Below are 23,029 nucleotides of genomic sequence, written 5' to 3' on the forward strand. Positions count from 1 at the left end.
CAGCATCACCGCTGCAGCGCCGGGCCCTCCTTTATCGTCTGCGCTTCCCCTACAGCCTGCGCGTGCTCGCTGCCAGGCCGCCCAGGATGAAGTTGTCGATCGCCGCCTGCGTGCGCGCCCACTCCTCAGGGGTCGCATTGATACAGCGGCGCACCGCGGAGAGGCACCCGCTCGACTGAAAGTACAAAAGATCGGCAAGCTCCCCCTCGCTTAGGTCGCAGATGCCCTGCATCGCGCGCAGATAGACGCCCTTTTGGCTCTCGACCATCTTGTCAAGGACGACGCGCGTGAGGCTCTCGTCCAAAAAGATGCCCGCGTAGTGCTTGTTTTCGCGCACGAACTGGCAAAACGGCATATCGCACCCAGAACATGCACCCGCCGTGCGTATCTCGCGCGACACGAGATGGCGGGCGAGCGAGCTCGATTGCGAGAAGGCGTCGTCAAGCACCTCGTCAAGCACCTCGGTCATGTTGCGGTAATGGCGGTAAAACGTGCCACGGCCGATTCCCGCGCGCTCGCACAAGTCGGTCACCTTAATGTCGGCGAGCGAGCTCGATTTCTTCAGTTCCAGAAACGCCTCTTTGATGAGGCCCTTCGTGAAAAGGATGCGGCGGTCGATCTTCGGTGCCGTCGCAGGCTGCGCGCTAGCCCGAGACGGCGCGCCGGACTGCGTCCCCGAGCCGGCCTTCGCCCGCCCTTCTGTCATCTCCGGCATGGCGCTATTTCTCCGCCGTCTTCGATGACGCCTTGCGGGTCGAGGGCTTCTTGGCCGCAGCCTTGCTCGTCGCCGCCTTCTTCGCAGCAGGCTTCTTCGCGGCGGTCTTCTTCCCCTTCGACGCCGCCTTCTCCGCGTCGTCTTGTTCCTTGCCCGGGCAGTCGAAGCTCGGGCAGAGTTTCCACGGTCCTCGAGCAGTCGTCACGATCACAAGCGGCGCGCCGCAATGCTCGCAGACCTCGTCGGTGGCCGTGAGCTTGCCGTACTGGGGCAGCGGGTAGCCCACGCCGCACTCGTCATGGTTCTCGCAACGAATGAAACGCTTGAGCGTGCGCGGGTTCTTCTGCGCGATGAGCTTCGCCTGCTTGCCGGCGGCCTTGCACACCGGGCACTCGCCGACGACCACATCGGGCTCTTTGTTGGTCTCGCAGTTCGGGTCGATACAGATGACGCGCGGCTTCGAGCGGAAGGCCGTCACCTTCACCTGGGGCATCCCGCACGTGGGGCACAGCTCCTCCATCGACTCGATCTTGCCCTTCGGGAGCGGGTAGGTCACATCGCAGTCGGGCCACCCAGCGCATCCGATGAACATCCCACGCGTCTTCTGCGAGGCGCGAATCTGCAGGTCCTTGCCGCATTTTGGGCACTTGCCCACGTACGCGTCGGCCGCGACGGCGTCGGCAAGGGCGTCCTTGACTTCCTCGGAATGGGGCATGAGGTCGGCCAGCTGCTCGGAGAGCAGGTTGCGGGAGTTCATGACCACATCTGCCTTGGTCTTCTGGCCTTCGGCGATATTGTCCATCTCAGCTTCGAGTTCCGCCGTCATCTCCGAGTGGGTGATATGCGGCGCGAACTTGTCGAGCGCGTCGCACACCGCCATGCCAAGCTGCGAGGGCTCGATGGGGTCGTTCTGGATGTATTTCACCGTGTAGAGGCGCTCGATGATGCTGTGGCGCGTGGACTTCGTGCCGAGCCCGAGCTTTTCCATCTCCTGGATGAGCTTGCCCTGGCTGTAGCGGGCGGGCGGCTCGGTCTGCTTCTTCGTGCAGGTGGCGCCGTTGAAGGCGATCTGCTGGCCCTCGGCGAGCGCAGGCAGCTGCTCGTCTTTCTTCATGCCGTAGGGGTAGATGGCGCGATAGCCCTCGTGCACGAGAACGTCGCCCTTCGCGGCGAAGTGCTCGCCTGAGATATCGAGCGTGACCTTGGTGCCCTCGACGACGGCGGCTTCGGAGAGCGTCGCCAAGAAGCGGCGGGCAATCAGGTTGTAGAGCTTGTACTCCGCAGGCGGCAGATCGTCGGGCGTGACCATGGCCGTCGGGTAGATCGGCGGGTGGTCGGTCGTCTCCTTCTTGCCGCGGGTTGCCGTAAGCGGCCCCTTCGCGAGCAGTTCCTTGCAAAACGGCGCGTAAGCCGGGTTACCGGAGATGGTCTTCACGACCTCCTCCAAGTCGAGCGAGCTCGGGTACACCGTGTTGTCGACGCGCGGATAGGAGATATAGCCGTCCATGTAGAGGCTCTCAGCGAGGCGCATCGTGCGTGCAGGGGAAAGGCCCTCGGCCGACGCCGCGGTCATGAGGCTTGTGGTGTTGAAGGGAACGGGCGGCTGCTGCTTGCGCGAGCGCTTCTCGATGGAGAGCACCTTCGCGCTTGTCGCCCCCTCGACGGCGGCCATGGCGGCCTTAGCCTGCGTCTCGTCCTTGAAACGCGCCGTAGCATGGGGCGCCTCGAAAGCAAGCGCGCCCTCGCCTGCCGTGGGACCGGTCTTCTCGACGGCGTCGAAGGCTCCCTTGATCACCCAGTAGTCCTCGGGAACAAACGCCAGGCGCTCACGCTCGCGCGCCACGATGAGGGCGAGCGTCGGCGTCTGCACGCGGCCCGACGAGCGCACGTTGCCGTAGCCCGCGAACTTCACGAGGGTGAGATAACGCGTGAGCACCGCGCCCCAGATAAGGTCGATATCCTGGCGCGATGCGCCGGCGGACGCCAGGTTGACGTCGAGCTCCACAAGGTTGGAGAACGCGTGGGTGATTTCCTCCTTCGTGAAGGCGGAGTAGCGGGCGCGCGAGACGGGGGCGGTAGGGTTCACTTCCTGGATGCACGAGAGCGCATCGGAGCCGATGAGCTCGCCCTCGCGGTCGAAGTCCGTCGCGATCACGATGGAGTCCGCCTTCTTGGCGAGGTTCTTCAAGCTGCGGATGATTTCCTTTTCCTTAGGAAGCTTCTCGATTGGCGCGTAGACCAAGTACGGCAGCGCGTCCATCTTCCACCCTTTAAGCTCCACGCCGTCTTCGGTGAAGGGCTTTTTCTTCTTGAAGGGGGGCTTGGCCAGGCTTGCGGGCACGTCAGCGGGCACGGTCTCGCCCTCGACGGTCACGCCTTGCCAGCCGCCGCGTTTCTTATATACCAGGTTGGGAGTGAAGTCGGGCTCTAAGATATGGCCGCGCAGACCGATGGTCACCCACTCCTCGCCGTCAACCTCAAACCGGTAGATCGGCGTCGAATACACCTTGTCGGCCTTCGGCTTGCCCGCGCCCAAAAGGCTCGCAATCTTGGTTGCGGCGTCGTTTTTCTCCGTTACGACCAGTTTCACTTGGTCCTCCTTGCCCCAGAGCGCCTGTCGCGCACTGGAAATCGTTCACACGATTGCCCCGATTCGTCAGTTTTTACGTGTGCGGGGATTCTCCTACCCTATCGCGCGCAGCGTCCAAACGTTGCGCATAACGCGCCTTAGCATACACGATTTGAGGGCACTGGGCCAAAAAAGGTTCACGAAACGGAGTTTTCGCCTCGAGAACCTGAGAGGCGAGCCTGGGGGTGTTCCTATCGCGAGGGCGGCGCGGAAGGCGGCGGCGCCCTGGGTCCTATGCCGTCTGTGCTGTCTGCGTCGCCTGCGTCGCCTGTTCCGCCTGCGCTGCCTGTTCCACCCGCGCTGCCTGTTCCGCTTCGGCCTCCTCGCGGTCAAGCACGAGCTTCATGGCGGCGATGGCGCACTCAAGCATGCCGTCGTCGGGCTCGTTCGTGGTGAGGTACTGCATCTGCATGCCGGGCCAAAGCACCACCTTCACAAGCGGGTTGTCCGGATGCGAGCCCGCCCACCTGACCGTGATCTCGTAGGACACGCCCGCGATCACCGGCATGAGCACGATACGCGACAAGATGACAAGCGCAAGCTTCGGCGCACCATCGGGCACGCCCCATGCGGCGATGAGCGCGTTTAGGGGCACCACCGTGTACACGAAGATGGCGATAATCATGACCATGATGAGGAATGCGGTTCCGCAGCGCACGTGCAGGCGCGGGAAGCTGCGCGCGTTCTCGGGCGTGAGCGGCAAGCCGTGCTCGTAGCAGTGGATGGTCTTGTGCTCCGCACCGTGGTATCCGAACATGCGCTTGATCTCCGACATGCGCCCGATGAGCCAGATATAGAAGACGAACACGGCAACGCGCAGCACGCCGTCGACGATGTTCCACAGAAGCGTGTTGCCGTCGTACTCGCCCACGATGAGGTTTGTGATGAAGGCGGGCGCCACGATGAAGAGCACAATGCCGAGCGCAAGCCCGCAAACCATCGAGATGGCCATCTCCTTCTTGCCGAACTCGGAATCGGGTTCCTTCGCGCTTGGGATATTGTTAGCGTCCTTGCTATTTGCGACAGGCTCAGGGGCGTCGCCCTCGGCTTCTCCCACCACCTCAAGCGAGCTTTGCGCGCCGAGTGCGTCGATCACGGTATCGGGGCGGCCGAAGTCGTCCCTCCAGGAGAACTCAAACTCGGATTCCTGGCGCGTGGGCTGCTCGCAAGCGGCCTCATGCTCCGGCCCCTGCTCGCAGGCGGCCTCGCACGCAGTTCCAGACACGGGCTTTTCTTCCGCCTTCTCTTCCCCCTCGTCCTCTTCCGCATAGGCGTGAAGGGTCGCAATCTCTAACGCCTTGAAGCCCAAGACGAGCGACTCGACCAGGGCACGGCATCCGCGCACGAGTGGCCAGTACAGCCAGCCGTTCTTCTCCTTCCCGCTCGCCAGGTCGTGCTCTTCGGTGTACACGGCGCCGGAGGGCTCGCGCACGGCGACCGACCAGTTGTACTTTCCGCGCATCATGATGCCTTCAAGCAATGCCTGCCCGCCGACGTGGGTCTTGCGCGCGCCGTCTTCTGAGAACGCGCGGGAGAGATCGCTTTTCTCGCGAGTCACTTGTCCGCTAGCTCCTTTTCACACGAGGATACGGGTTTTTGCAGCTCATCTTGCCTTCAGGACATGCGCCCGAAACGCAAGGGGCACCGGCGTCGGCGAAGACGAACGGCGCGGTGGGACGGGCGAGCTCAAGCATGCGGTGCGCCATGTCGCGAATTTCCCACTGGGCGCGGTTGCAGCAGCGCAGCTTGAAGAAATGCAGCAGCTCGCGAACGTTCATGGTGATGACGATCTTGCTCTCCGCGGCGTTCGGCAACAGGTAGCGAGCGTCCTCAGCGGGCACGCCCGCGTCGAGCAGCTTCTCGTACGCGCTGACGGCGGCGGCGATGGCCTCGTCGAAGAGGGCCTTCCGCTCGGGGTCGGAGGCGATGGTGTCGGGTGTGACCACATCAACGCCGTCCTTGAACTTCACGTAGCGCTGGCTTTGCTGGTTGAAGCTCGCGATGCGGTGACGCACGAGCTGATGGGTGAGCGCGCGGGAGACGCCGTCGACGGCGAAGGTGTAGCTCGCGTGCTCGAGCGTGGAAAAATGCCCGCTCTCCATGATGGTCGTAAGCACGCTGCGAATGCGCTCCTCAGGCATCGTTTCCATAAGCTCGGCCGCGCCCACCGGCGCATAGCACAACCGCGCCGCAGTGGCGATTGCACGCTCGGGGTCGGGCGTATGGTACAAAAGCTCAACATGCATAGAGAGCTCCCCCTCTTCCTTGGTATCGTTCGCGATTCTTCGTTTCCCGATGGCGGCAAGCCGCAGTTTTTAAGATCGTCTTCGCCCACCATCGGCCATTGTCCGCTAACATGATAGGCAAACGCGCGCATCGGGTCGCCCCCGATTCGCCCCAATGCGGAAAACTCCCCGAGAAAGGCAGCTTCCCATGACAGAGAGCTTCACTCCCCTGCTCACCACCACCGACTGGAACGCCGAATGGATGCAGCTGCAAAAAGCGCGGCGACACCGCGACAGCGCGGTCTACTGGAACGAGCGGGCGAAGACCTTTACGTCCAAAGACTACCCCAATCCCTACGTGAACTCGTTTCTTGAGCGCGCAGGAGTCGCTCCCGAGGAAAGCGTGTTCGACATGGGCTGCGGGACGGGCGCTCTCGCCCTGCCGCTCGGGGAAGCGGGGCATGCCGTCACGGCCGCCGACTTCTCGGAAGGGATGCTTTCCATCCTTCGCGGGGAACTTGAGGCACGTGGGATCAAAAGCGTACATTGCGAGCAGATGAGCTGGGAAGACGACTGGGAGGAACACGGCATCGCCCCGAAATCTCACGACGTGTGCACCGCATCGCGCTCGATTGCCGTCGACGATATGCGCGCCGCGCTCTTAAAGCTCACCATGGTCGCCCGTCGCCGCGTGTGCATCACGTTGCCGACAGGCGCCTCCCCGCGAACCGACGACCACGTGATCGAGGCACTCGGCCTCGCCTCCCGCGTCGGCCGCGACCACCTCTACGCCGTGAACATCCTCTCAAGCATGGGATTCGAACCCGAACTGACCTATATCAAGAGCTCCCGGCACGACACGTTCGAGACCTTCGACGACGCGCTGCGCAAGTACGACGACATGGTGCGCAAAGCGTGTGCCCTCCTACCAGAGACGCGCACGCAGATCGCGCTCTCGAAGCTCAAACCCTGGCTCGAGGCGCAAATCGTCGAGAACGAGGACGCCGGCAAGCCTGGAGAGAGGGGGATTCCGCAAGGAGCGCTGCGTCTTCGCGAGCCGAGAACCATTACCTGGGCTTTCATCGCCTGGAACGTCGATTAGATAGCTTGACGTGCACAGTTGTGCGCTCTGGGGGCTTTGCCTATACTTGACGGGAGAAAGCCCCTATGCGGGGAACAACCGATACAAACAGCGAACGGGGAACTATGCGCATTTCAGCACGAAACGTCTTGAAGGGCACGATTACCGACGTCGAGATTGGTGCCGTGAGCGGAGTCGTCTCAATCAAGGTCGGCGAGACGGCCCTCACCTCTATTATCACAATGGAGGCCATTCACGATCTCGGCCTTAAGAAGGGCATGCCGGCATATGCCGTCATAAAGGCAAGCCATGTCATGTTCGCGCGCGGAGATGAGCCCCTCAACAACCTGTCAGCCCGAAATCAGCTCGTCGGCACCGTGACCACGGTTCGCCCGGGAAAGACAGACGGGCGCGTGTCCCTCACGCTCGCAGACGGCAACATCATCACCGGCTCGGTCTTCAACGACATGATCGGGGAGCTCGGCCTGGAAGTTGGCAACAAAGCGGTCGCCATCGTGAAGTCCACCGACCTCATGATCGGCGTCGACTAAGGCTGGCGACCCTGCCCTGTAGCCAGCGGCAGGTTCCGGCACCGCGGCCTGCCCTTTTGCGGTTCGGCACTTGCGACTTGCTTCCGGCTCTCCCGCGCGGCGATGGCCTGCCGAGGCCTTATCTTTCGGCAAAAGAAAAAGCCCGAACAGCTGAGCTGTTCGGGCTTGCTTTTTCCCAGGGGAAAAGCTATTCGGCTGCGGGAGCCTCGACCTCGAGAGCGGCCTCAGCCTCGGCGTCGGCAGCAGCCTCTTCGGCAGAGCCCTCAGCCTCGGCGGTAGCAGCAGCCTCGGCAGCGCGGGCAGCTTCCTCTTCAGCCTTCTTGGCGTACTCTTCAGCACGCTTGGCCTTCTCGGCAGCCTTCTTCTCGCGCTCGGCCTTCTTGGCGGCCTCTGCCTCGGCGACGGCAGCAGCACGCTTGGCCTTCTTGGCAGCCTCGCGCTCGGCAACCATGTCCTTCGCGGAGCCGAACTTGTCGGCAAAGCGCTGGACGCGTCCGCCGGTGTCGATGAACTTCTGCTGGCCCGTGAAGAACGGGTGGCAGGCGTTGCAGATGTCAACGCGCAGCTCGGACTTGGTGGAGCGGGTCGTGAACGTGTTGCCGCAGGTGCACTTGACGGTGCACTCGACGTAATCCGGATGGATTCCTTGCTTCATGTTGGTTCTCCTTTACCATGCCTTGGTTTCCGACCAAGGCGAGACAAGCTTGTTTATGATACCACAGCGCATAAACATTGCAATATAAAACGGGCGGCGAATCCCATCGATTCACCGCCCGTACAAAAGTGGCACTTAAATCTGCCCGTGCATCGTCTCGTGAAGCACGACGGCGATTTTCGCCGCCTCGCATCTCTCCAAAGAGCGCTTCGGGTAAAACTGCGGCAGGCCGCTGTCGTCCGGCACGCCCGTCATGCATCCATTCTGGCGTGCGGTAAGCACCGCATTACGCGCCCAAAGCGAGATGTCGCCCGCATCGGAATATGCGAGAAACACCTCGTCGCTTCTATCCCAGTCGGGGTAGCTTGCAGAGGGGTCGTAGCCATAGAAACCGAGCCAGCTCGCTATCATCTTCGCGCACTGTTCCCTCGTGAGCGGATCGTTCGGACCGAACCTATCCGTGCCGTCGTATCCTGACACGATATGGTAGTGCACCGCCCAGTTAATCGCCGCCGTGTAGTATTTACCGTCGGCAACGTCGGTGAAGCCCGTTTCGTTGTCGAAAGAAAAATCGAGGCGAAGCTCATCAGCGTGACTTCCCCAATACGGCGCGCCCGAAAAATCAGCGTTGTCAAACAAGCGCTTCAGCACCACGACCATCTGCCCACGCGTCATGTCATCGGAAGGGCCGAACAAATCCGTACCCTCATATCCGGTCAAAAGACCCAGCGTATAGGCGCGATTGACAATCTGCGCATACCATTCGCCGCCCGAAACGTCGGAAAACGGCGCTTGGCTTTCATCAGCAGAGGCAGAAAGGGCACCGAGACTTACATCGAGCGAATCGGCAGACTCCGACGCGAATGCTGCTTGGGGAGCTGCGCAAAGCGTCAATACGAGCGCAGCTGAAACTCCAAGCGCGCACGCAGAATGAACCGAATGCATCCGTTCTTCCATTTCGCAACATCTCCTTACTTCGGGAAGCCTTTACGAAAATCATTCCCTAACTATAGAACCTCATTCACACCATTTTGAGAAATAATCTTAGGCTTCAAAAAAACAGGATTGTCGCTTCGCGCTCGCTGGCTTTGCATTGTTCGCAGAGTCCATCCATCCCGCAATGGAGCCATAGACGCAAAATGGCGAGCCTGCATAACAATGCAAGCGCGCCATTTGAAAGAAACCGCTCGTTCTTCAGAGTGCACAACCCCAAGCGCGTCGCCAAACGTTCATCTCGTCACACAACTGCAACACGGAGAGACGAAACGTGCGGCACCGCAAGCAACGCGAACGCCCCAATCGCCTCTCGGCAACTACACCTCGGCAACCCACAGACCGTGCAGGTTGCAGTACTCGTAGACCTTGATCGCGCGGTCGCCCTCGGCGATAGCGAAGTCGGCTTCCGGCTTGTCGGCGCTCGTCAGCTCCGCGATCTGGTAGCCCTTCTCGGTAACCAAGCAGATAAACGCAATGAGGTGCTCGTCGGTCATCGGATGGGCCACGCTGCCGACCTCGACGTGAACGGCATTGCCCGAAACGCTCACGACGGGGACGTGCTTCTCAACCGCCGCATCAGTGGAATTCGCGACCAGCTCGGTCATCTTCTCGCCGCAGCAGGAAAGCGGGGCCTTCTTGTCGAAGGGCTTCACGGCAACGTTGCCGCAGTGGTTGCATTTATAGAACGTGACGTCCATAACGTATCCCTTTCTCGTCTGTGCCCCGCGCGTCCCCATCCGGAAAGCGCGTGACTACTGCAAACAAGGCTCCTCTCGTGTCACTGCCTTGCTCTACGGCATATGTTATTCGCTTTGTTTCAATTCTGGAAGCCCTTGTTGAGACTTCTTCGCAATAAGTGCATAAAGCAGCACACCGATGCCTATCGCAATAAGCGGAGTCGAGAGCACCTGCCCCATCGTAAGCCAACCGTCCCATAGGTACCCAAGCTGCACGTCGGGCTCTCGCACGAACTCGATTGCGAAGCGGAAGCAGCCGTACATGATGAGGAACACGCCGAGGAAGGTTCCCTGGGCGCGCGGCGGACGCTTGCGCGAAAGCGCGAACAACACAAGGAAGATGACAATGCCCTCGAGCACCGCCTCATAAAGCTGGGAAGGATGGCGGGGCATCATTCCCGCCTGCCCGCCGAACACAACGCCCCATGCGGCATCGGTCGGCGCGCCCCACAGTTCGCCGTTCACAAAGTTGGCGCAGCGCCCGAAGAACAGCCCGATAGGAGCCCCGATGCAACCGAGGTCAGCCAGCGTGAGGTACGGAATGTGCGTGAAATGCGCGGCGACGATTCCCGAGAGCAGCGCGCCGATGAGCCCGCCGTGAAAGCTCATGCCGCCCTTCGAGAGCGCGAAGATGTCGGCGGGATGCTGCAGGTAGTAGCCGTCTCCGTAAAACAGGACGTACCCCAGACGTCCGCCCACGATGACACCTACAACCACGCACAGCATGATGGTGATGAGCGCATCCGAGTCGACGCGCACCCGCCAGCGCTTCGCCGTGCTCATAAGCACGAGAGCGGCGCAGATAAACCCGAGCACGTATGCAATACCGTACCAGCGCACAGAAAAAGGCCCGACCGAGAACGCGATCGGGTCGAGGCTTTGATAGATTTCGTTGAGCAAGGAGCTAGTCCCTTCCCATTCCAGCGCCCACTTCGATGGCGGCGAAGCGAACCTCTTCGCGCAGGGCCAAAGGAATCGTCTGGACCGACGAGACGGACGCGCCGCATCGGGGGCATGTGACCGTGAACATCGCGACATCGCTGCGAAGGACCATCATGGAGTCGTAGCGGCATACGTCCAGGTCGCTTTGTCCGCACGTGGGACAGCTCAGCGTTCGAACCACAGCTCTCGCCTCCTCATCGCAGTCGGTCGTGTTTATCTCATTGTAGCAGTGTTTGGGCGCAAGGCGTCCTACAGGATGAATCGATTGCGCGCGCCGAGCTTGTGCTCCTGGCGCGGGCACTCCTCGATGCTCGGGCCGTGCGTCAGGAAGAACGTGCAGAAATGGCACACTTCCTTCACCGCCGCGTCGTAGCCCAAATCAGGATTGAGCAGCAGCTCGAAATCATCGCAGACCTCGTGCGTCGGACGATGGCATGCAGCGTAATGGCAGTCGGCAGGGCACGGCTCGCCCGGCGTGTTGTGAGGGCAGCGTTCCTGCATCTCGTCATCGCAACCCCGCATCTCCCAGCAATGAGACACCTTCTCCTCCTTCATCGGCGCTACCGTCCCGGCAACCGCGCGATAGGACGCGCGACCTCTGCCCTGAACAGCTTGCCGGAAATAAAGAGAAGGGCGGGATACCCCGCCCTTCTCGCACCTCACAAGTAGTCGACTAGTATCCCTCGTGGTACGGCACGACGCGCTCGACGCCCGGCACGCGCTCCTTCAAGATGCGCTCGACGCCGTTGGCAAGCGTCATCTCCGACATCGGGCAACCCTTGCAAGCGCCCTGAAGCTCAACCGTGACGATGCCGTCTTCGCTGACGTCGATCAGCTTCACGTCGCCGCCGTCCGCCTGAAGGCTCGGTCGGATAAGCTCCAAAACCGCGGCCACATCGGTCTTCTCAACCATCGTTGCTCCTTCTCGAGTACTGGATGTTTCTCTTAATTCGCTATAGTACCACAAGCCGCCGCCTCAACGCCGCGCGCACGCGAAGCGCAAGGCCGGTGCAACTTGTCGCTACTGAATCGGCTGCCAGTCCTTGCCGATCACCACAAGGACGTTCGCATCGAAGGTGTAGTAGTCGCCACCGTTGACGACGCGCCCGCCGTCGATCGTCTTCACGATGGTGTTCGCCGCCGCCTTGTACGCCTCGTCGCGATAGATCACGAGCGTCTCGTTGTAGGTGCCGGCATCGGTGACGTTGCCGATGGTCCCGATGGTGAATCCCGCATTGCCGAGAATCTCGCCCATCTTCGCCCCGACGCCGGTAACGCCACCGCCGTTGCGGATCTCGACCTTGATGCCGGTGGGATCGCTCACTGTCTCCGCCTCTTCGACGGCGTTCGGATCGGCTCCGGCATCAACGCTTTCCATAACCGTCTTCCATTGAGAATCGGAAGCCTTGAACAGGCTCGCGCCGTCCTGCTCACTTTCGCTTCCCGGCACATATGCCGTGTACACCGTCGCCTCACCTAAGGGGCGAAACGCGTTCGCCAAATCGATCACCCGCGAAGACGACAGATCGGTCCGCACGTTGCCCGCAATTCCGTCGAGCTCGGTGGCGAAGTCGAGCCCGCCCGCCTCGAGCAGGCGCAGCGCCATCGCGTAGGCGAAGGACGTGCGCACCGAGGCCTGCGTCTCGGACGCCTTCGCATAATTGCTTGCGCGAAGTGCGACGAGCGAGCTTTCGGCATCGAGGACCTGCTCCCCCGCCTCAAGGTAGATGCTGCCCGCATAGGGGTCGTCGACGGATTCGGGAAGCGTCATGCCGATGCCGCCCACCAAATCGACGAGCGAGCGGATGCCCTCCTCGTTCGTCTTCACGAGATGGGATATGCTCACTCCCGCAAAGGACGAGACCGCCTTCACGAGCGCCTCGTCACCGCCTATCCCGTAGGCGTCGTAGAGCGGATGAGTTTTGCCGTCCGAAAGGCTCACGGCAAGGTTGCCGGGGATGGAGACGAGCGTGAGCGTCCGCGCAGACTCGTCCACGCGTGCAAGCATGTAGGTCTCGCACGACGCATCGGAGCCTCCCTTGGGAGAGCCAAGGTTCGCCGCGGCGAGAACGTAGTAAGGCGACCCTTCCTTAGCGGCAGTAAGCGCGCTGCTCGCATTCGAATGCTCAAGCGACAGCTTCGAGTTCGATGCGTTGAAAAAGACGGTGACGCCAACGCCAACCGCGACCGCGATGATGACAATCACTGAGATGACGCCCACAGCGGCGCGTCGCATCCCGCTTTTGCGCTGGGCGCTCTGGATATAGCCGCGCTTGCTCACGCGGCGGGAATAGGCGCGATAGTTCTCGCCTGAAGCGGTCTGGGGGGTCACATGATCGACGATGCCGCGCGCGGCACGACGCTTCTTTCGATCGCTCGAGAACCCGACCGACGAGGCGTTCATCCCGCGAGAATGGCGCGGCGTGCCGCCCTTCGCCACATGCGTGCCGATGGTGTGGGACGTCATTTTGCGGGAGGTATGTTTCGATTGCGAGGCGCTAAAGCCCTTCTTCTTGCCGAACATCGCGATGGGCGCCTAGATGCTCTCGTCGACGTCGAGCCGGGACACCTCAGCGCCAAGCCCACGCAGCTTGCCGACGTAGTCCTCGTACCCTCGGTCGATGTGGTAGATATGGCTGACGCGTGTCTCGCCTTCGGCGACGATGCCGGCGAGCACCAGGGCGGCTCCCGCACGAAGGTCAGTCGCTTTTACAGGCGCGCCCTGCAGAAGCTCGACCCCACGGACGAGCGCATGATGATCCTCGATGGTGATGTCGGCGCCCATGCGCGAGAGCTCGGCGGCGAACATGAAACGGTTCTCGAAAACGTTCTCCGTGATGACTGAAGGCCCCTCGGCAAGCGACGCCAGCAACATAAACTGCGCTTGCAGATCGGTCGGGAACCCAGGATGCGGAAGCGTTTGGATGTCGACCGCGCGAAGGGGTTCGGTGCGAAAGACGGTGATGAAATCTTCGCCAGTGGTGATTTCGCACCCCATGGCCTCGAGCTTCATGAGCGCCATGCGCAGAAACGAAGGGTCAATTCCCCTGACCGTGACCGGACCGCCGGTAAGCGCGCCTCCGACAAGGAACGTTCCCGCCTCGATGCGGTCGCCCACCACGGTATGCTCGCACGGCCCCAAATCATCAAGGGAGACACCGTGTACCTCGATGGTGGAACTGCCTGCACCCTCGATATGGGCGCCCATGCTCGAGAGCATGTTCGCCAAGTCGACGATCTCGGGCTCGCGCGCCGCGTTCTCGATGAACGTCGTCCCGTTCGCCACCACGGCAGCCATGAGCGTGTTCTCCGTTGCACCGACGCTCGGGAACTCGAGCATCACGTGGGCGCCATGCAGACCGTTCGGTGTCGTCGCATGAAGGACGCCGTGGGCGTTGTCGAAGTGGACGCCTAACGCCTCAAGCCCGACGAGGTGCATGTCAATCTTGCGCGCGCCGATCTGGCAGCCACCCGGCATAGCGACACGGGCTTCGCCGAAGCGCCCGATGAGCGGTCCAAGGACGGAAATGCTCGCGCGCATCTTCGAGACGAGTTTGTAAGGAGCCTCGTATTTATCGACGGTGGACGTGTCGACGGACAGCGAATGGTCGGCGCCGCGTTCGACATCGGCACCGAGATGGGCAAGAACTTCGGACATGATCTCGATATCGGAGATGCGCGGCACGTTGTGGAGCACCGTCTTGCCCCGTCCGAGAATCGCTGCGGCGATAAGTTTCAACGCCGAGTTCTTCGCGCCGGATACGCGGACTTCCCCCTCGAGCACCCCGTTGCCCGAAACGATGATTTCCTCTTCCATGAAAGGACACCTTCTATCACGATGCACGGAAAGGCGGCCCCGGGGGCCGAGCCGTGCAATATCAACATTCCAGTCCATCCATTATAAAAAGCGAAGGCCCGCATAGAGCGAGCCTTCACAAGTAAAGCGTTTGGTTGCAGCGCAGGGGCGAAAACCCACCGATGCGCCAGGAAAAAGCGTGTCGACTATTCGCCGAGCATGAAGCGCTTGAAGCCGGTCACCTTGATGGTGCCACCGAGCTTCTTGGCGACCTCGTTGACGTAGTCGGTGACGCTCTGGTCCGGGTTCTTGACGAAAGCCTGCTCGGTGAGGCAGCTCTCCTTGTAGAACTTCTCAAGACGGCCAGTGGCGATCTTCTCCTGGATGTTCTCGGGCTTGCCGGACTCGGCAGCCTGAGCCTTGTAGATCTCCATCTCGTGCGCGACGACCTCGGCAGGGACGGACTCGCGGGTTGCGGAAACCGGGGAAGCGGCAGCAACCTGCATAGCGACGTCGCGGCCGCAGTGCTGGAACTCGTCGGAAGCGGGGTCGATGCCCTCGACGTCGAACGTCACGAGAACGCCGATCTTGCCACCACCATGGATGTAGGAGGCGACGCCGCCTGCCTCGACAACGGCAGCGCGAGCGAGGTTCATGTTCTCGCCGAGCGTGTGGATAGCGTCGGTGAGCACGTCTTCGACGGTCTCGCCCTCGGCGTCGACAGCCTTCAAAGCCTCAACGTCCTCAACGTTGGCGGCCATAGCGGCACGAGCGATCTTCTCAGCGTAGCCCTTGAACTTCTCGTTCATGCCGACGAAGTCGGTCTCGCAGTTGAGCTCGACGACAGCGCCCTTGGTTGCGTCGTCGGAAACGATGGCCATAACGGTGCCCTCGTTGGTGGCACGGCCGACCTTCTTGGCAGCAGCGGCCAGACCACGGGTACGAAGAACGTCAACGGCCTTGTCCATATCGCCATCGGCCTCGACGAGCGCCTTCTTGCACTCCATCATGCCGGCGTCGGTCATTTCGCGGAGCTCTTTGACCATTGCAGCGGTAATTGCAGCCACGGATGTTCCTTTCTCTCAAGTGAAAGATGAATGAAAAGACCGCGCGCCCTCTATCGAGCGCGCGGCTGGAGCTAAACGTTCGTGCTATTCAGCAGCAGGAGCTTCCTCAGCGGGAGCGGCCTCCATCTCGGCAGCGGTCACAGGAGCACCCGTGCCGGCGATGACGGCGTCAGCCACGAAGTCGGCGAGCAGGCGCACGGAGCGGATGGCGTCGTCGTTGGCCGGGATGCCGAACTCGACGTCGTCCGGATCACAGTTGGTGTCGAGCGTGCCGATGACGGGGATGCCAAGACGCTTGCACTCGTGGATAGCGATGCCCTCGCGGTTGGTGTCGATCACGAAGACGGCGTCGGGAGTGCGCTTCATGTTGCGGATGCCGTTGAGGTTGGCCTGCAGCTTAGCGAGCTCCTTGTGCAGCAGGATCTGCTCCTTCTTGGGAAGCGATGCCATGCGGCCGTCGGTATCCATGGCCTCGAGCTCCTCCATGCGGGCAACGCGGGAGCGGATGGTCTGGAAGTTGGTGAGCATGCCACCGAGCCAACGAGCGTTCACATACGGCATGCCGCAGCGGTTCGCAGCGTCGGCGATGGGCTCCTGAGCCTGCTTCTTGGTGTCGACGAACAGCACGGTGCCGCCCTTCTTGGCGGTTTCGGAAGCGAAGGTGTAGGCCTGGTCGAGACCGATGAGGGTCTGCTTGAGGTCGATGATATAGATGTCACCGCGATGGCCGAAGATGTACGGCTTCATCTTGGGGTTCCAGCGGCGGGTCTGATGACCGAAGTGCGCGCCTGCATCGAGCAGCGACTGAATGCTGACTTTCGTCATGTTCTTCTCCATTCGTTAATCCTCTGCCTGCGGTCATCCCCAACTACCGCAGCCTTTTTCGGTTGGCCACTGGCGGCGTGGGTCGCGCAAGCATGTGTAATATAGAAACCGTTGAATTATAACGCTCTTTCATATGCGCCTGCAAGAGCAAATAAGAGTTTTCTTTTCGAGGAAGAGAAACGGGACGGCGGAACCGAAGATGCTGCGCTTAGTTGCAATTGCCGCAGAATGCTCAGCTCAAAAGAAAATGCGGGCGGAAAGGCACGCTTTCCCACCCGCATCAAAACACACGGCCACAATCGCGCAGACACCTGCTACTTCTTCTTGATCTGGCTTTTGTGCTTCTCGAAGAAATCAAAACGCGGCGGAAGCTCGCGGACGCGATGTGCCTCCTCGTCGAGCTCGGCGGCGCCGCACAGCTCGCCCATTCCCCCGAAGTCATAGTTCCAGCTGAAAAACTCGTCGGCATCGAAGTTCATCTGCATGCAGATCTTCTCGCAACCGAACGGAACGATCGGGTGCATGAGCAGCGTGCAGATGCGCAAAAGATAGAACGAGTCCGCAAGCACCTGCCGGCGCGCATCGTCGTCGCCGGATAGCTCGGCTTCCCTGATGCCGTCGGTCCAGTACTTGTTCGAGTAGCGGATGAACTCGTCCATAAGCGACATCACCGTGTGCAGCTCGACCTTGCGCATAAGCTCATCGTAGGTGTGGATCGTCTTCTGGGCGCGCGCAACGACATCCTCGCCGATCGCGCAAAGCGGCATCATTCCCTCGAAGTTCTTCTGCGCCTCGTAAAAGCAGCTACGCGCCAGGCGGTTGAACACGTTGGTGAGCAGCGTTCCTTCTTTGAGCGCCGGGTCGGCCACACGCGGGTCGGTGCGCTTCGACTCGTCGGGATCGAACGGTTTGGGTTTGAACCCGACCGACTTCTGGTCGAGCCCGAGCGCGAGGAAATGCGCGCGCAGCTGTTCGGGAGTGTAGTAATCGAGCAGCTCGTCGGCCGAGGGCGGCTTCACAGCGCTCGACGACGACGCTTTCTTGTTGCCGAGCAGCAGATGATGGTTTGCGATGAGCGTCGTCTGGCGCAACGCGGGAGATTCTTCGCCCCCGAAGAAATTGCCGGGCTTGAGCGCCTCCCACATTGCCGGCTGGGCAACACCGTAGAAGTAGAGGTTGTCCTGCCCAATGAACTGGAACACCTCGGCATCGTCTGAGCACCACCACTCCTGCCAGCTCGAGCGCGGAAGGCCGAGCTCGTCGTTCACAGCCATGGTGAACGAGATCGGCGCCCACAGCGACTCCGGCCAGCACCACACGGTGAGACCACGGACGTCCTCGATGACCGGCGCCTTCACGCCCCACTCGATGTTGCCGGTGATGCGGAAGGGGACGAGTGTTTTCCCCATGCGGAAGCGGATGTTCGCCCGCGTGAGCAAAGGCCGCGCCGCGTCACGGTCCTCGATCGACGAGAACTCGAGCTCGAAGCTTTGCTTGCCCTTCTCCGCAGGGCGGAAGGCGTGCTTCGGCAGGTCCGCCGCAATCGCCCGATATGCTTCCTCGGCCTCGTTCTTCACGTAGACGACCGGCGGCGTGAGGAACTCCTCGATCGTTTGCGGGACAACGTCGCGAATCGTGGGATCGGCCTTGAGCTCCTCCACGTGTTTTTTCAGGAACTCGGAGAAGGCAGGCAGGTCGAAATACCAGTTCTCGACAGGGCGCATCTCGGGCACGGTTCCCGTGACAGACGACTTCGGCGCGATAAGGTCGACCGGGTCGTATTGATGGCCCAAATCGCACTCGTCCGCGTAAGCGTGCTCAGACTTGCACCCCTGGACTGGGCAGTGCCCCACCACCTGGCGACCGTTCAGAAACGTCTGCGCCTCGGTGTCGTAGAACTGAAGCGTCGACTCCTTGTGGAGGAAACCGTTCTCGTGAAGCTTCTCGATGAACGCCTCGGAAACATGCTGATGGACCTCGCCGGCGTGGCCGATTCCCGAGCCATCGTAAATCGAGAGGCTAATACCGTACGAGCGCAGCGTGTTCGCCTGACGCTCATGGTTGCGCATCACATAGTCGGAGATGCTCCCGTCGAACTCCCCCGCCTCGACGAGCTTTCGATAGCCCTCGTTGATCGGGGAGCCAAAGCAGTCGGTCCCCGAAACGAATCGGACGTTATCCTTGCCGATGCGGTCCCGCAGGAAGCGCGCAAACGCGTCTGCCGGGACGAACACGCCTCCGACGTGCCCGAAATGCAGCGGCTTGTTGCCATATGGCATGCCTGCGGTGACGACCGCGCGTGCAGGCCATTCCACCGGGTTCTCGTTAGTGCTGTGAGCCATTGCCGTTAAGCTCCTTCAATCTTTCAATCAAATCTTCGTTCGACATCTTGCTGCTCGAAAGCAGTCCGACGAGGTCCGACAGATCGTCGGACTCGGGCTCGAGGCTCACCACCGTATAGGTGCGCATGCCGGCAAGCTCCGCCGCCTTCGCGATGGCATCTTCCCTCGTGCCGATCTCGTCAGCAAGGCCGTTTTGAACCGCGTCGATGCCAGTATAAGTAAGACCCGTGGCAAGCTCGCGAACCCGATCGATCGGAAGCGAGCGACCCAACGCGACGGCCTCCATGAACGTCTCGTTAACAGTGTCGACCATAGCCTGGTAGTACGCGCGCTCCTCTTCGGTGAGCGGGCGGGTCCCATAGCTCGAATCCTTACTTTCAGCCGAAGTGATGTTCTCGACCGAGATACCGAGCTTGTCGAGCAGCCCCGAAAGGTCGGTCACCTGCATGGCTGTTCCGATTGCGCCGATGGCTGTGGTCTTCGCGGTGAAGATGTAATCGGCCTGGGACGAAATCTCATAAGCGGCGGAAGCGTTCACCGAAGCGCTCGAGACCACAACCGGCTTCGAAAAGTCGTTGACATAGCAGGCCATCTCCTCGCCCGCAGTCGCCGTGCCACCACCCGAGTTGACGCGCAGGACGACCGCCTTGATGTGCGGGTTGTTCTCCGCGCGATCGAGCTGGGCCTTCAAGCCTTCCGGGCTTGCCGTGGAGCCGTCGTAGTCGATCGTCCCGTCGATGGTGATCACGCCGACGGCATCTTCGGAAAGCGAATCGACCGCACTTTGCGAACCCGCCCCGAACATCGACGAGCTCGCCGTCGCCATCACGCTCGTGCACGAGGCAAGCGCCGTGAACAGAAAGGCGAACAGCAGCACCACTGCAACAAGCGCGACAATCCAACCGCGGCTTTTCTTCTGCTGTTGCACCGGCGCGGCGTACGGCGGCGCGTACGACGGCTGCTGCCAATAGGCCTGATTGCCAGGTTGCGGCTGATAGGCGCCGTAAGGAGCATTGGCATTGTTGGAAACGCCGCTCGCTCGAGAGTTTTCGGGCTGGTTGTTCATCTTCCCTCCTAATCGTCCTGACTCCATACTACCTTATGAAAAAACGCGCCGGACGAACATGCCCGGCGCGTCTACCGATAAAGCAAAATCCTCGGCGCTTCGCGAAATCTAGGGGTGCCGCAGACAATCGCGCTACAGCTCGAAGCCGTCTTCGACCTTCCCATGAGCAGATTGTGCCTTTTTCGCCGTACGCAAGAGGAACTCTTGGTTCGTCTCGGTGCGCTTAAGCGACTTGATCAGCATATCCATTGCTCGTTCCGTGTTGTTCATATTCGAGAGGATACGACGAACTGCCCAAATGAGCGGGGCTTCTTGCGGATCAAGCAGCAAATCTTCCTTGCGGGTGCCGCTCGTTACCGGATCGATCGCCGGGAAGATCCTGCGATCGGCGAGGTTGCGGTCGAGCTTGAGCTCCATATTGCCCGTTCCCTTGAACTCCTCGAAAATGACCTCGTCCATCTTCGATCCGGTATCGATAAGAGCAGAGGCGAGAATGGTCAAGCTGCCGCCGCCTTCGATATTACGAGCCGCGCCCAAGAAGCGTTTGGGCGGATAGAGCGCCGTCGAATCGACGCCACCCGAAAGGATGCGCCCGGAAGCGGGCTGGGCAAGGTTGTACGCACGGGCGAGTCGCGTGATGGAGTCGAGGAGGATAACAACATCTTCGCCCATTTCCACCAGACGCTTCGCACGCTCGATAACGAGCTCCGACACGGCGATATGGTTCTCGCACGGCATGTCGAAGGTCGAGGAAACCACCTCGCCGCGAACCGAGCGCTCCATATCGGTAACCTCTTCGGGACGCTCGTCGACGAGCAGGCACATGAGGTGGACCTCGGGGTTATTCGCCGTGATGGAAGCTGCGATGTCCTTCAGGATGGTTGTCTTGCCCGCCTTCGGAGGCGACACGATAAGACCGCGCTGGCCTTTGCCGATCGGCGCCGCAAGATCGATCACACGAGCGGTAATCGTGCTTTTGCCATGCTCCATGACCAGGCGCTCATCGGGGTAAACAGGGGTCAAGTCGGAGAACTTGGGACGCTTCGACCCCTCTTCAGGAGCCTTCCCGTTAATCGAGATGAGCTTCTGAATCGCAGCGAACTTCTCGTTCTCGCGTGCGGGGCGCGTCTGGCCGCATACCATGTCGCCCTTGCGCAGTCCGTTGCGACGAATCATGGAAAGACCCACGTAGGCATCCGTCTCGCTGGGGAGGTATCCCTGCGTGCGCAGGAAGCCGTACCCATCGGGCATAATATCGAGGATGCCGGTGACCTCGATGAATCCTTCGGCTTTTACGCTCGCCTCGTAGACCGCATCGACAAGCTCCGCCTTCTTAAGGCCGGTCACATCCAGCTCGAGCTCGGCAGCCTTCGCCCTCAGTTCAGCGACCTTGAGCGCTGCAAGTTCCTCGCGGTTCACGCTCGGAGTGATCTCTCGGTTCTGCTGGTTGCGGCCCCGACGCTGCTTGCGGTCGTTGCCGTGCTTTTGCTGGTACTGCTTCTGATTGTTGTTGCGATCTTTGTTGTAACCGGAATGATTCTTTCCGGATTGCTTCTGCTCGTTTGAGGAATTCTGCTCCCCGCGAGAGCGACGCACGTGGACGGTGGTCTTCGACGGAGATGACGAATCTTTATGGGAAGCATCAGAAGAGGACGCATCCGGAACCTGATCGTCGTTTCGTTCGTCAGACTTGCTAGCCTCCACAGTGCGAGCTTCAGAAGCATCCGCATCCGATGCGCGTTCAGCGCTCCTGCGAGACGTCGTCTTACGCGCAGCAGACTTGGCCGCTTTCGATTCGCTGTCAGCAGGAGCCTCGCCCGCCTTGGTTTCATCCGCACGCACAGGCGCTCCCTTGGATGTGCCTTCCGCATCAGAGGGAAGAGGGTTCTTTCGCGGACGACCAGGTCGGCGCTTGGGCTTTTCTTCCACAGGGGCATCGGAAGCCGGCCGATCCGCAGCCTTAGCAGCAGGAGCAGCCTTGGCGGTCTTGGCAGCCGACGGGGCTGAAGCAGATTCCGCAACTTCAGAGGCCACGGGCGTTTTGCGAGGACGCCCAGGGCCGCGCTTGGGCTTTGCTTCCGCAGGTGCCTCGGCAGCGTCAGTCTTCACCTTCCGCGGGCGACCAGGGCCGCGCTTCACGGGGGAAGCGGAGGTCGTTTTTGCAGCAGCCTTCTTCGGAGCTTCGGAAGATTCAGCTGCTTGGGTCTCCGCCACTTCGTTATCGCTCATAATTTATGCCTGCTGCACTTTCTCCCAGTCCTTGAGGAAGGAATCGAGACCGCGATCGGTCAGGGGATGCTGCACCATCTTCTTCAGAACGCCAAAGGGGACAGTCGCGATATCGGCACCCATGAGAGCAGCCTGCGTAACATGATTTGCAGAGCGAATCGAAGCAGCAATAATCTCAACCTGCTCACCATTAACCGTGTTGGCGGTGAAGTCGTAGTTGTTGATCGCCGTCACGATATTGGCGACCTGCTCAAGACCGTCTTCAGAGATGTCGTCGAAGCGGCCGATGAAGGGACTGATGTAGCGAGCGCCAGCGCGAGCAGCGAGAAGAGCCTGCGGGACACTGAAGCAAAGCGTCATGTTGACGGGAATGCCCTCGGCAGCAAGAGTGTGGGTTGCAGCAAGTCCCTCGACCATAGTCGGGACCTTCACGACCACGTTCGGAGCGATATCTGCAAGCTCACGACCATCGGCGATGATCTCGTCGCGATTCATGGCAACAGATTCAGCCGAGACGGGGCAATCCGGGCCAACAATGTCGCAAATGCGCTTGATATGGTTGTGGAAATCATCGAGCTTTCCACCGATGCGCGCATAAAGCGACGGGTTCGTCGTGACGCCGGCAAGGGCGCCCCAGCTTGCAGCCTCCTCGATTTCCGCAAGGTCAGCGGTGTCAAGAAAGAACTTCACGGGTCCTCCTCAAATAGGGAAACAAGATATGAGAATGTGCTGAGCGCACAATAATCACCAAAGAAAAAGAAAGTAACAATTGATCACAAATAGATTCGCGACGCGATATAACATCAAACAGGGCTTATCCTAGCGCAATATGCCGAAACCTTCAAGAAAAGATTAGCATGCAAGGCTTAAATCGGTGGTTCAAACAAAAATTTCACGCAGGTAAGAGGGTAGAAAGGCCAACAAGCAGAAAGCAAACGGCTTATCGCAGCTAAAAAATAGAAGATTCAGCGCGCAACAAAGGAAGGACTCGCCCCGGCTGCAGGAGGCCCGTCTGAAGTGCCGGGGTGCGCCCGAGGCGTGGCCACGGCAAATAAAAGAAAGGGGGCCGCAGGCCCCGGGCGACCCCGGAGCCTGCGGCCCCCCGCGCAAAAGAAAAAGCGCCGCCCATGAGCGGAACGCCCTATCCTCCCACGGACTTCCTCCGCAGTACTT

At 60.8% G+C, this 23,029-nt stretch carries 21 protein-coding genes; 2 read left to right on the forward strand and 19 right to left on the reverse strand.

Annotated elements, in window-relative coordinates:
* Positions 1–49: 49 nt before the first annotated feature.
* The 4 genes from ACMRQN_RS01945 to thyX form a co-directional block, all read right to left on the reverse strand.
* Complete coding sequence (locus ACMRQN_RS01945) at positions 50–715, reverse strand: TetR/AcrR family transcriptional regulator (RefSeq protein ID WP_418733596.1); 666 nt, start codon at positions 713–715, stop codon at positions 50–52.
* Between the two features lie 4 nt (positions 716–719).
* Positions 720–3,305: a DNA topoisomerase I gene (locus ACMRQN_RS01950; RefSeq protein WP_418733597.1), complete on the reverse strand. Its 2,586-nt coding sequence runs from the start codon at positions 3,303–3,305 to the stop codon at positions 720–722.
* A gap of 271 nt (positions 3,306–3,576) precedes the next feature.
* Entirely contained in the window at positions 3,577–4,902 is a 1,326-nt protein-coding gene (locus tag ACMRQN_RS01955; RefSeq protein ID WP_418733598.1) for a DUF1385 domain-containing protein, read from the reverse strand.
* Between the two features lie 7 nt (positions 4,903–4,909).
* The gene (gene thyX / locus ACMRQN_RS01960; RefSeq protein WP_297149814.1) at positions 4,910–5,590 is read right to left on the reverse strand and encodes an FAD-dependent thymidylate synthase; all 681 of its coding nucleotides are present in this window, start codon (positions 5,588–5,590) and stop codon (positions 4,910–4,912) included.
* 187 nt (positions 5,591–5,777) lie between these two features.
* Between thyX and ACMRQN_RS01965 the strand changes: the two genes are divergently transcribed.
* Positions 5,778–6,671: a class I SAM-dependent methyltransferase gene (locus ACMRQN_RS01965; protein ID WP_158049413.1), complete on the forward strand. Its 894-nt coding sequence runs from the start codon at positions 5,778–5,780 to the stop codon at positions 6,669–6,671.
* A gap of 104 nt (positions 6,672–6,775) precedes the next feature.
* Positions 6,776–7,201 (forward strand): TOBE domain-containing protein, encoded by a 426-nt coding sequence (locus ACMRQN_RS01970; protein WP_158049414.1) that lies wholly within the window; start codon positions 6,776–6,778, stop codon positions 7,199–7,201.
* A 187-nt stretch (positions 7,202–7,388) separates the two neighbouring features.
* On the opposite strand, the gene rpmE is transcribed toward ACMRQN_RS01970, so the two are convergent.
* The 15 genes from rpmE to fsa all read right to left on the reverse strand — a co-directional run bounded on the left by rpmE (position 7,389) and on the right by fsa (position 22,546).
* Positions 7,389–7,856 carry a 50S ribosomal protein L31 gene (gene rpmE, locus ACMRQN_RS01975; protein WP_158049415.1) on the reverse strand — a complete coding sequence of 156 codons (468 nt, stop codon included), beginning with the start codon at positions 7,854–7,856 and terminating at the stop codon, positions 7,389–7,391.
* A 135-nt stretch (positions 7,857–7,991) separates the two neighbouring features.
* Complete coding sequence (locus tag ACMRQN_RS01980; protein WP_418733599.1) at positions 7,992–8,813, reverse strand: S-layer homology domain-containing protein; 822 nt, start codon at positions 8,811–8,813, stop codon at positions 7,992–7,994.
* Between the two features lie 356 nt (positions 8,814–9,169).
* On the reverse strand, positions 9,170–9,550 hold the full coding sequence (locus tag ACMRQN_RS01985; RefSeq protein WP_418733600.1) for a desulfoferrodoxin family protein: 381 nt from the start codon (positions 9,548–9,550) through the stop codon (positions 9,170–9,172).
* 105 nt (positions 9,551–9,655) lie between these two features.
* Positions 9,656–10,489, reverse strand: coding sequence for a prolipoprotein diacylglyceryl transferase (gene lgt, locus ACMRQN_RS01990; protein WP_418733601.1), 834 nt, complete (start codon positions 10,487–10,489; stop codon positions 9,656–9,658).
* Positions 10,490–10,493: 4 nt separating this feature from the next.
* Positions 10,494–10,712: a UDP-N-acetylmuramoylalanyl-D-glutamate--2,6-diaminopimelate ligase gene (locus ACMRQN_RS01995; protein ID WP_158049418.1), complete on the reverse strand. Its 219-nt coding sequence runs from the start codon at positions 10,710–10,712 to the stop codon at positions 10,494–10,496.
* A gap of 68 nt (positions 10,713–10,780) precedes the next feature.
* Positions 10,781–11,071 carry a hypothetical protein gene (locus ACMRQN_RS02000; protein ID WP_158049419.1) on the reverse strand — a complete coding sequence of 97 codons (291 nt, stop codon included), beginning with the start codon at positions 11,069–11,071 and terminating at the stop codon, positions 10,781–10,783.
* 133 nt (positions 11,072–11,204) lie between these two features.
* The gene (locus tag ACMRQN_RS02005; protein ID WP_158049420.1) at positions 11,205–11,444 is read right to left on the reverse strand and encodes a NifU family protein; all 240 of its coding nucleotides are present in this window, start codon (positions 11,442–11,444) and stop codon (positions 11,205–11,207) included.
* Between the two features lie 108 nt (positions 11,445–11,552).
* Positions 11,553–12,998, reverse strand: a complete 1,446-nt coding sequence (locus ACMRQN_RS02010; RefSeq protein ID WP_418733602.1) for an LCP family protein — start codon at positions 12,996–12,998, stop codon at positions 11,553–11,555.
* A gap of 69 nt (positions 12,999–13,067) precedes the next feature.
* Positions 13,068–14,348, reverse strand: coding sequence for a UDP-N-acetylglucosamine 1-carboxyvinyltransferase (gene murA / locus ACMRQN_RS02015; RefSeq protein WP_418733603.1), 1,281 nt, complete (start codon positions 14,346–14,348; stop codon positions 13,068–13,070).
* Positions 14,349–14,533: 185 nt separating this feature from the next.
* Positions 14,534–15,394, reverse strand: coding sequence for a translation elongation factor Ts (gene tsf / locus ACMRQN_RS02020; protein ID WP_296060832.1), 861 nt, complete (start codon positions 15,392–15,394; stop codon positions 14,534–14,536).
* 84 nt (positions 15,395–15,478) lie between these two features.
* Positions 15,479–16,219, reverse strand: a complete 741-nt coding sequence (rpsB, locus tag ACMRQN_RS02025) for a 30S ribosomal protein S2 (protein ID WP_418733604.1) — start codon at positions 16,217–16,219, stop codon at positions 15,479–15,481.
* Between the two features lie 314 nt (positions 16,220–16,533).
* Positions 16,534–18,561, reverse strand: a complete 2,028-nt coding sequence (locus ACMRQN_RS02030; RefSeq protein WP_418733605.1) for a methionine--tRNA ligase — start codon at positions 18,559–18,561, stop codon at positions 16,534–16,536.
* A complete protein-coding gene (gene sppA, locus ACMRQN_RS02035; protein ID WP_418733606.1) occupies positions 18,545–19,627 on the reverse strand; it encodes a signal peptide peptidase SppA in 1,083 nt (360 codons plus the stop codon). Before sppA ends, ACMRQN_RS02030 begins: the two co-directional genes overlap by 17 nt.
* A 132-nt stretch (positions 19,628–19,759) precedes the next feature.
* Complete coding sequence (gene rho / locus ACMRQN_RS02040; RefSeq protein ID WP_418733607.1) at positions 19,760–21,856, reverse strand: transcription termination factor Rho; 2,097 nt, start codon at positions 21,854–21,856, stop codon at positions 19,760–19,762.
* 3 nt (positions 21,857–21,859) lie between these two features.
* Positions 21,860–22,546: a fructose-6-phosphate aldolase gene (gene fsa, locus ACMRQN_RS02045; protein WP_321109733.1), complete on the reverse strand. Its 687-nt coding sequence runs from the start codon at positions 22,544–22,546 to the stop codon at positions 21,860–21,862.
* Positions 22,547–23,029 lie beyond the last annotated feature (483 nt).

Source organism: Ellagibacter sp. (assembly GCF_048412355.1).
Taxonomy (GTDB): Bacteria; Actinomycetota; Coriobacteriia; order Coriobacteriales; family Eggerthellaceae; genus Ellagibacter.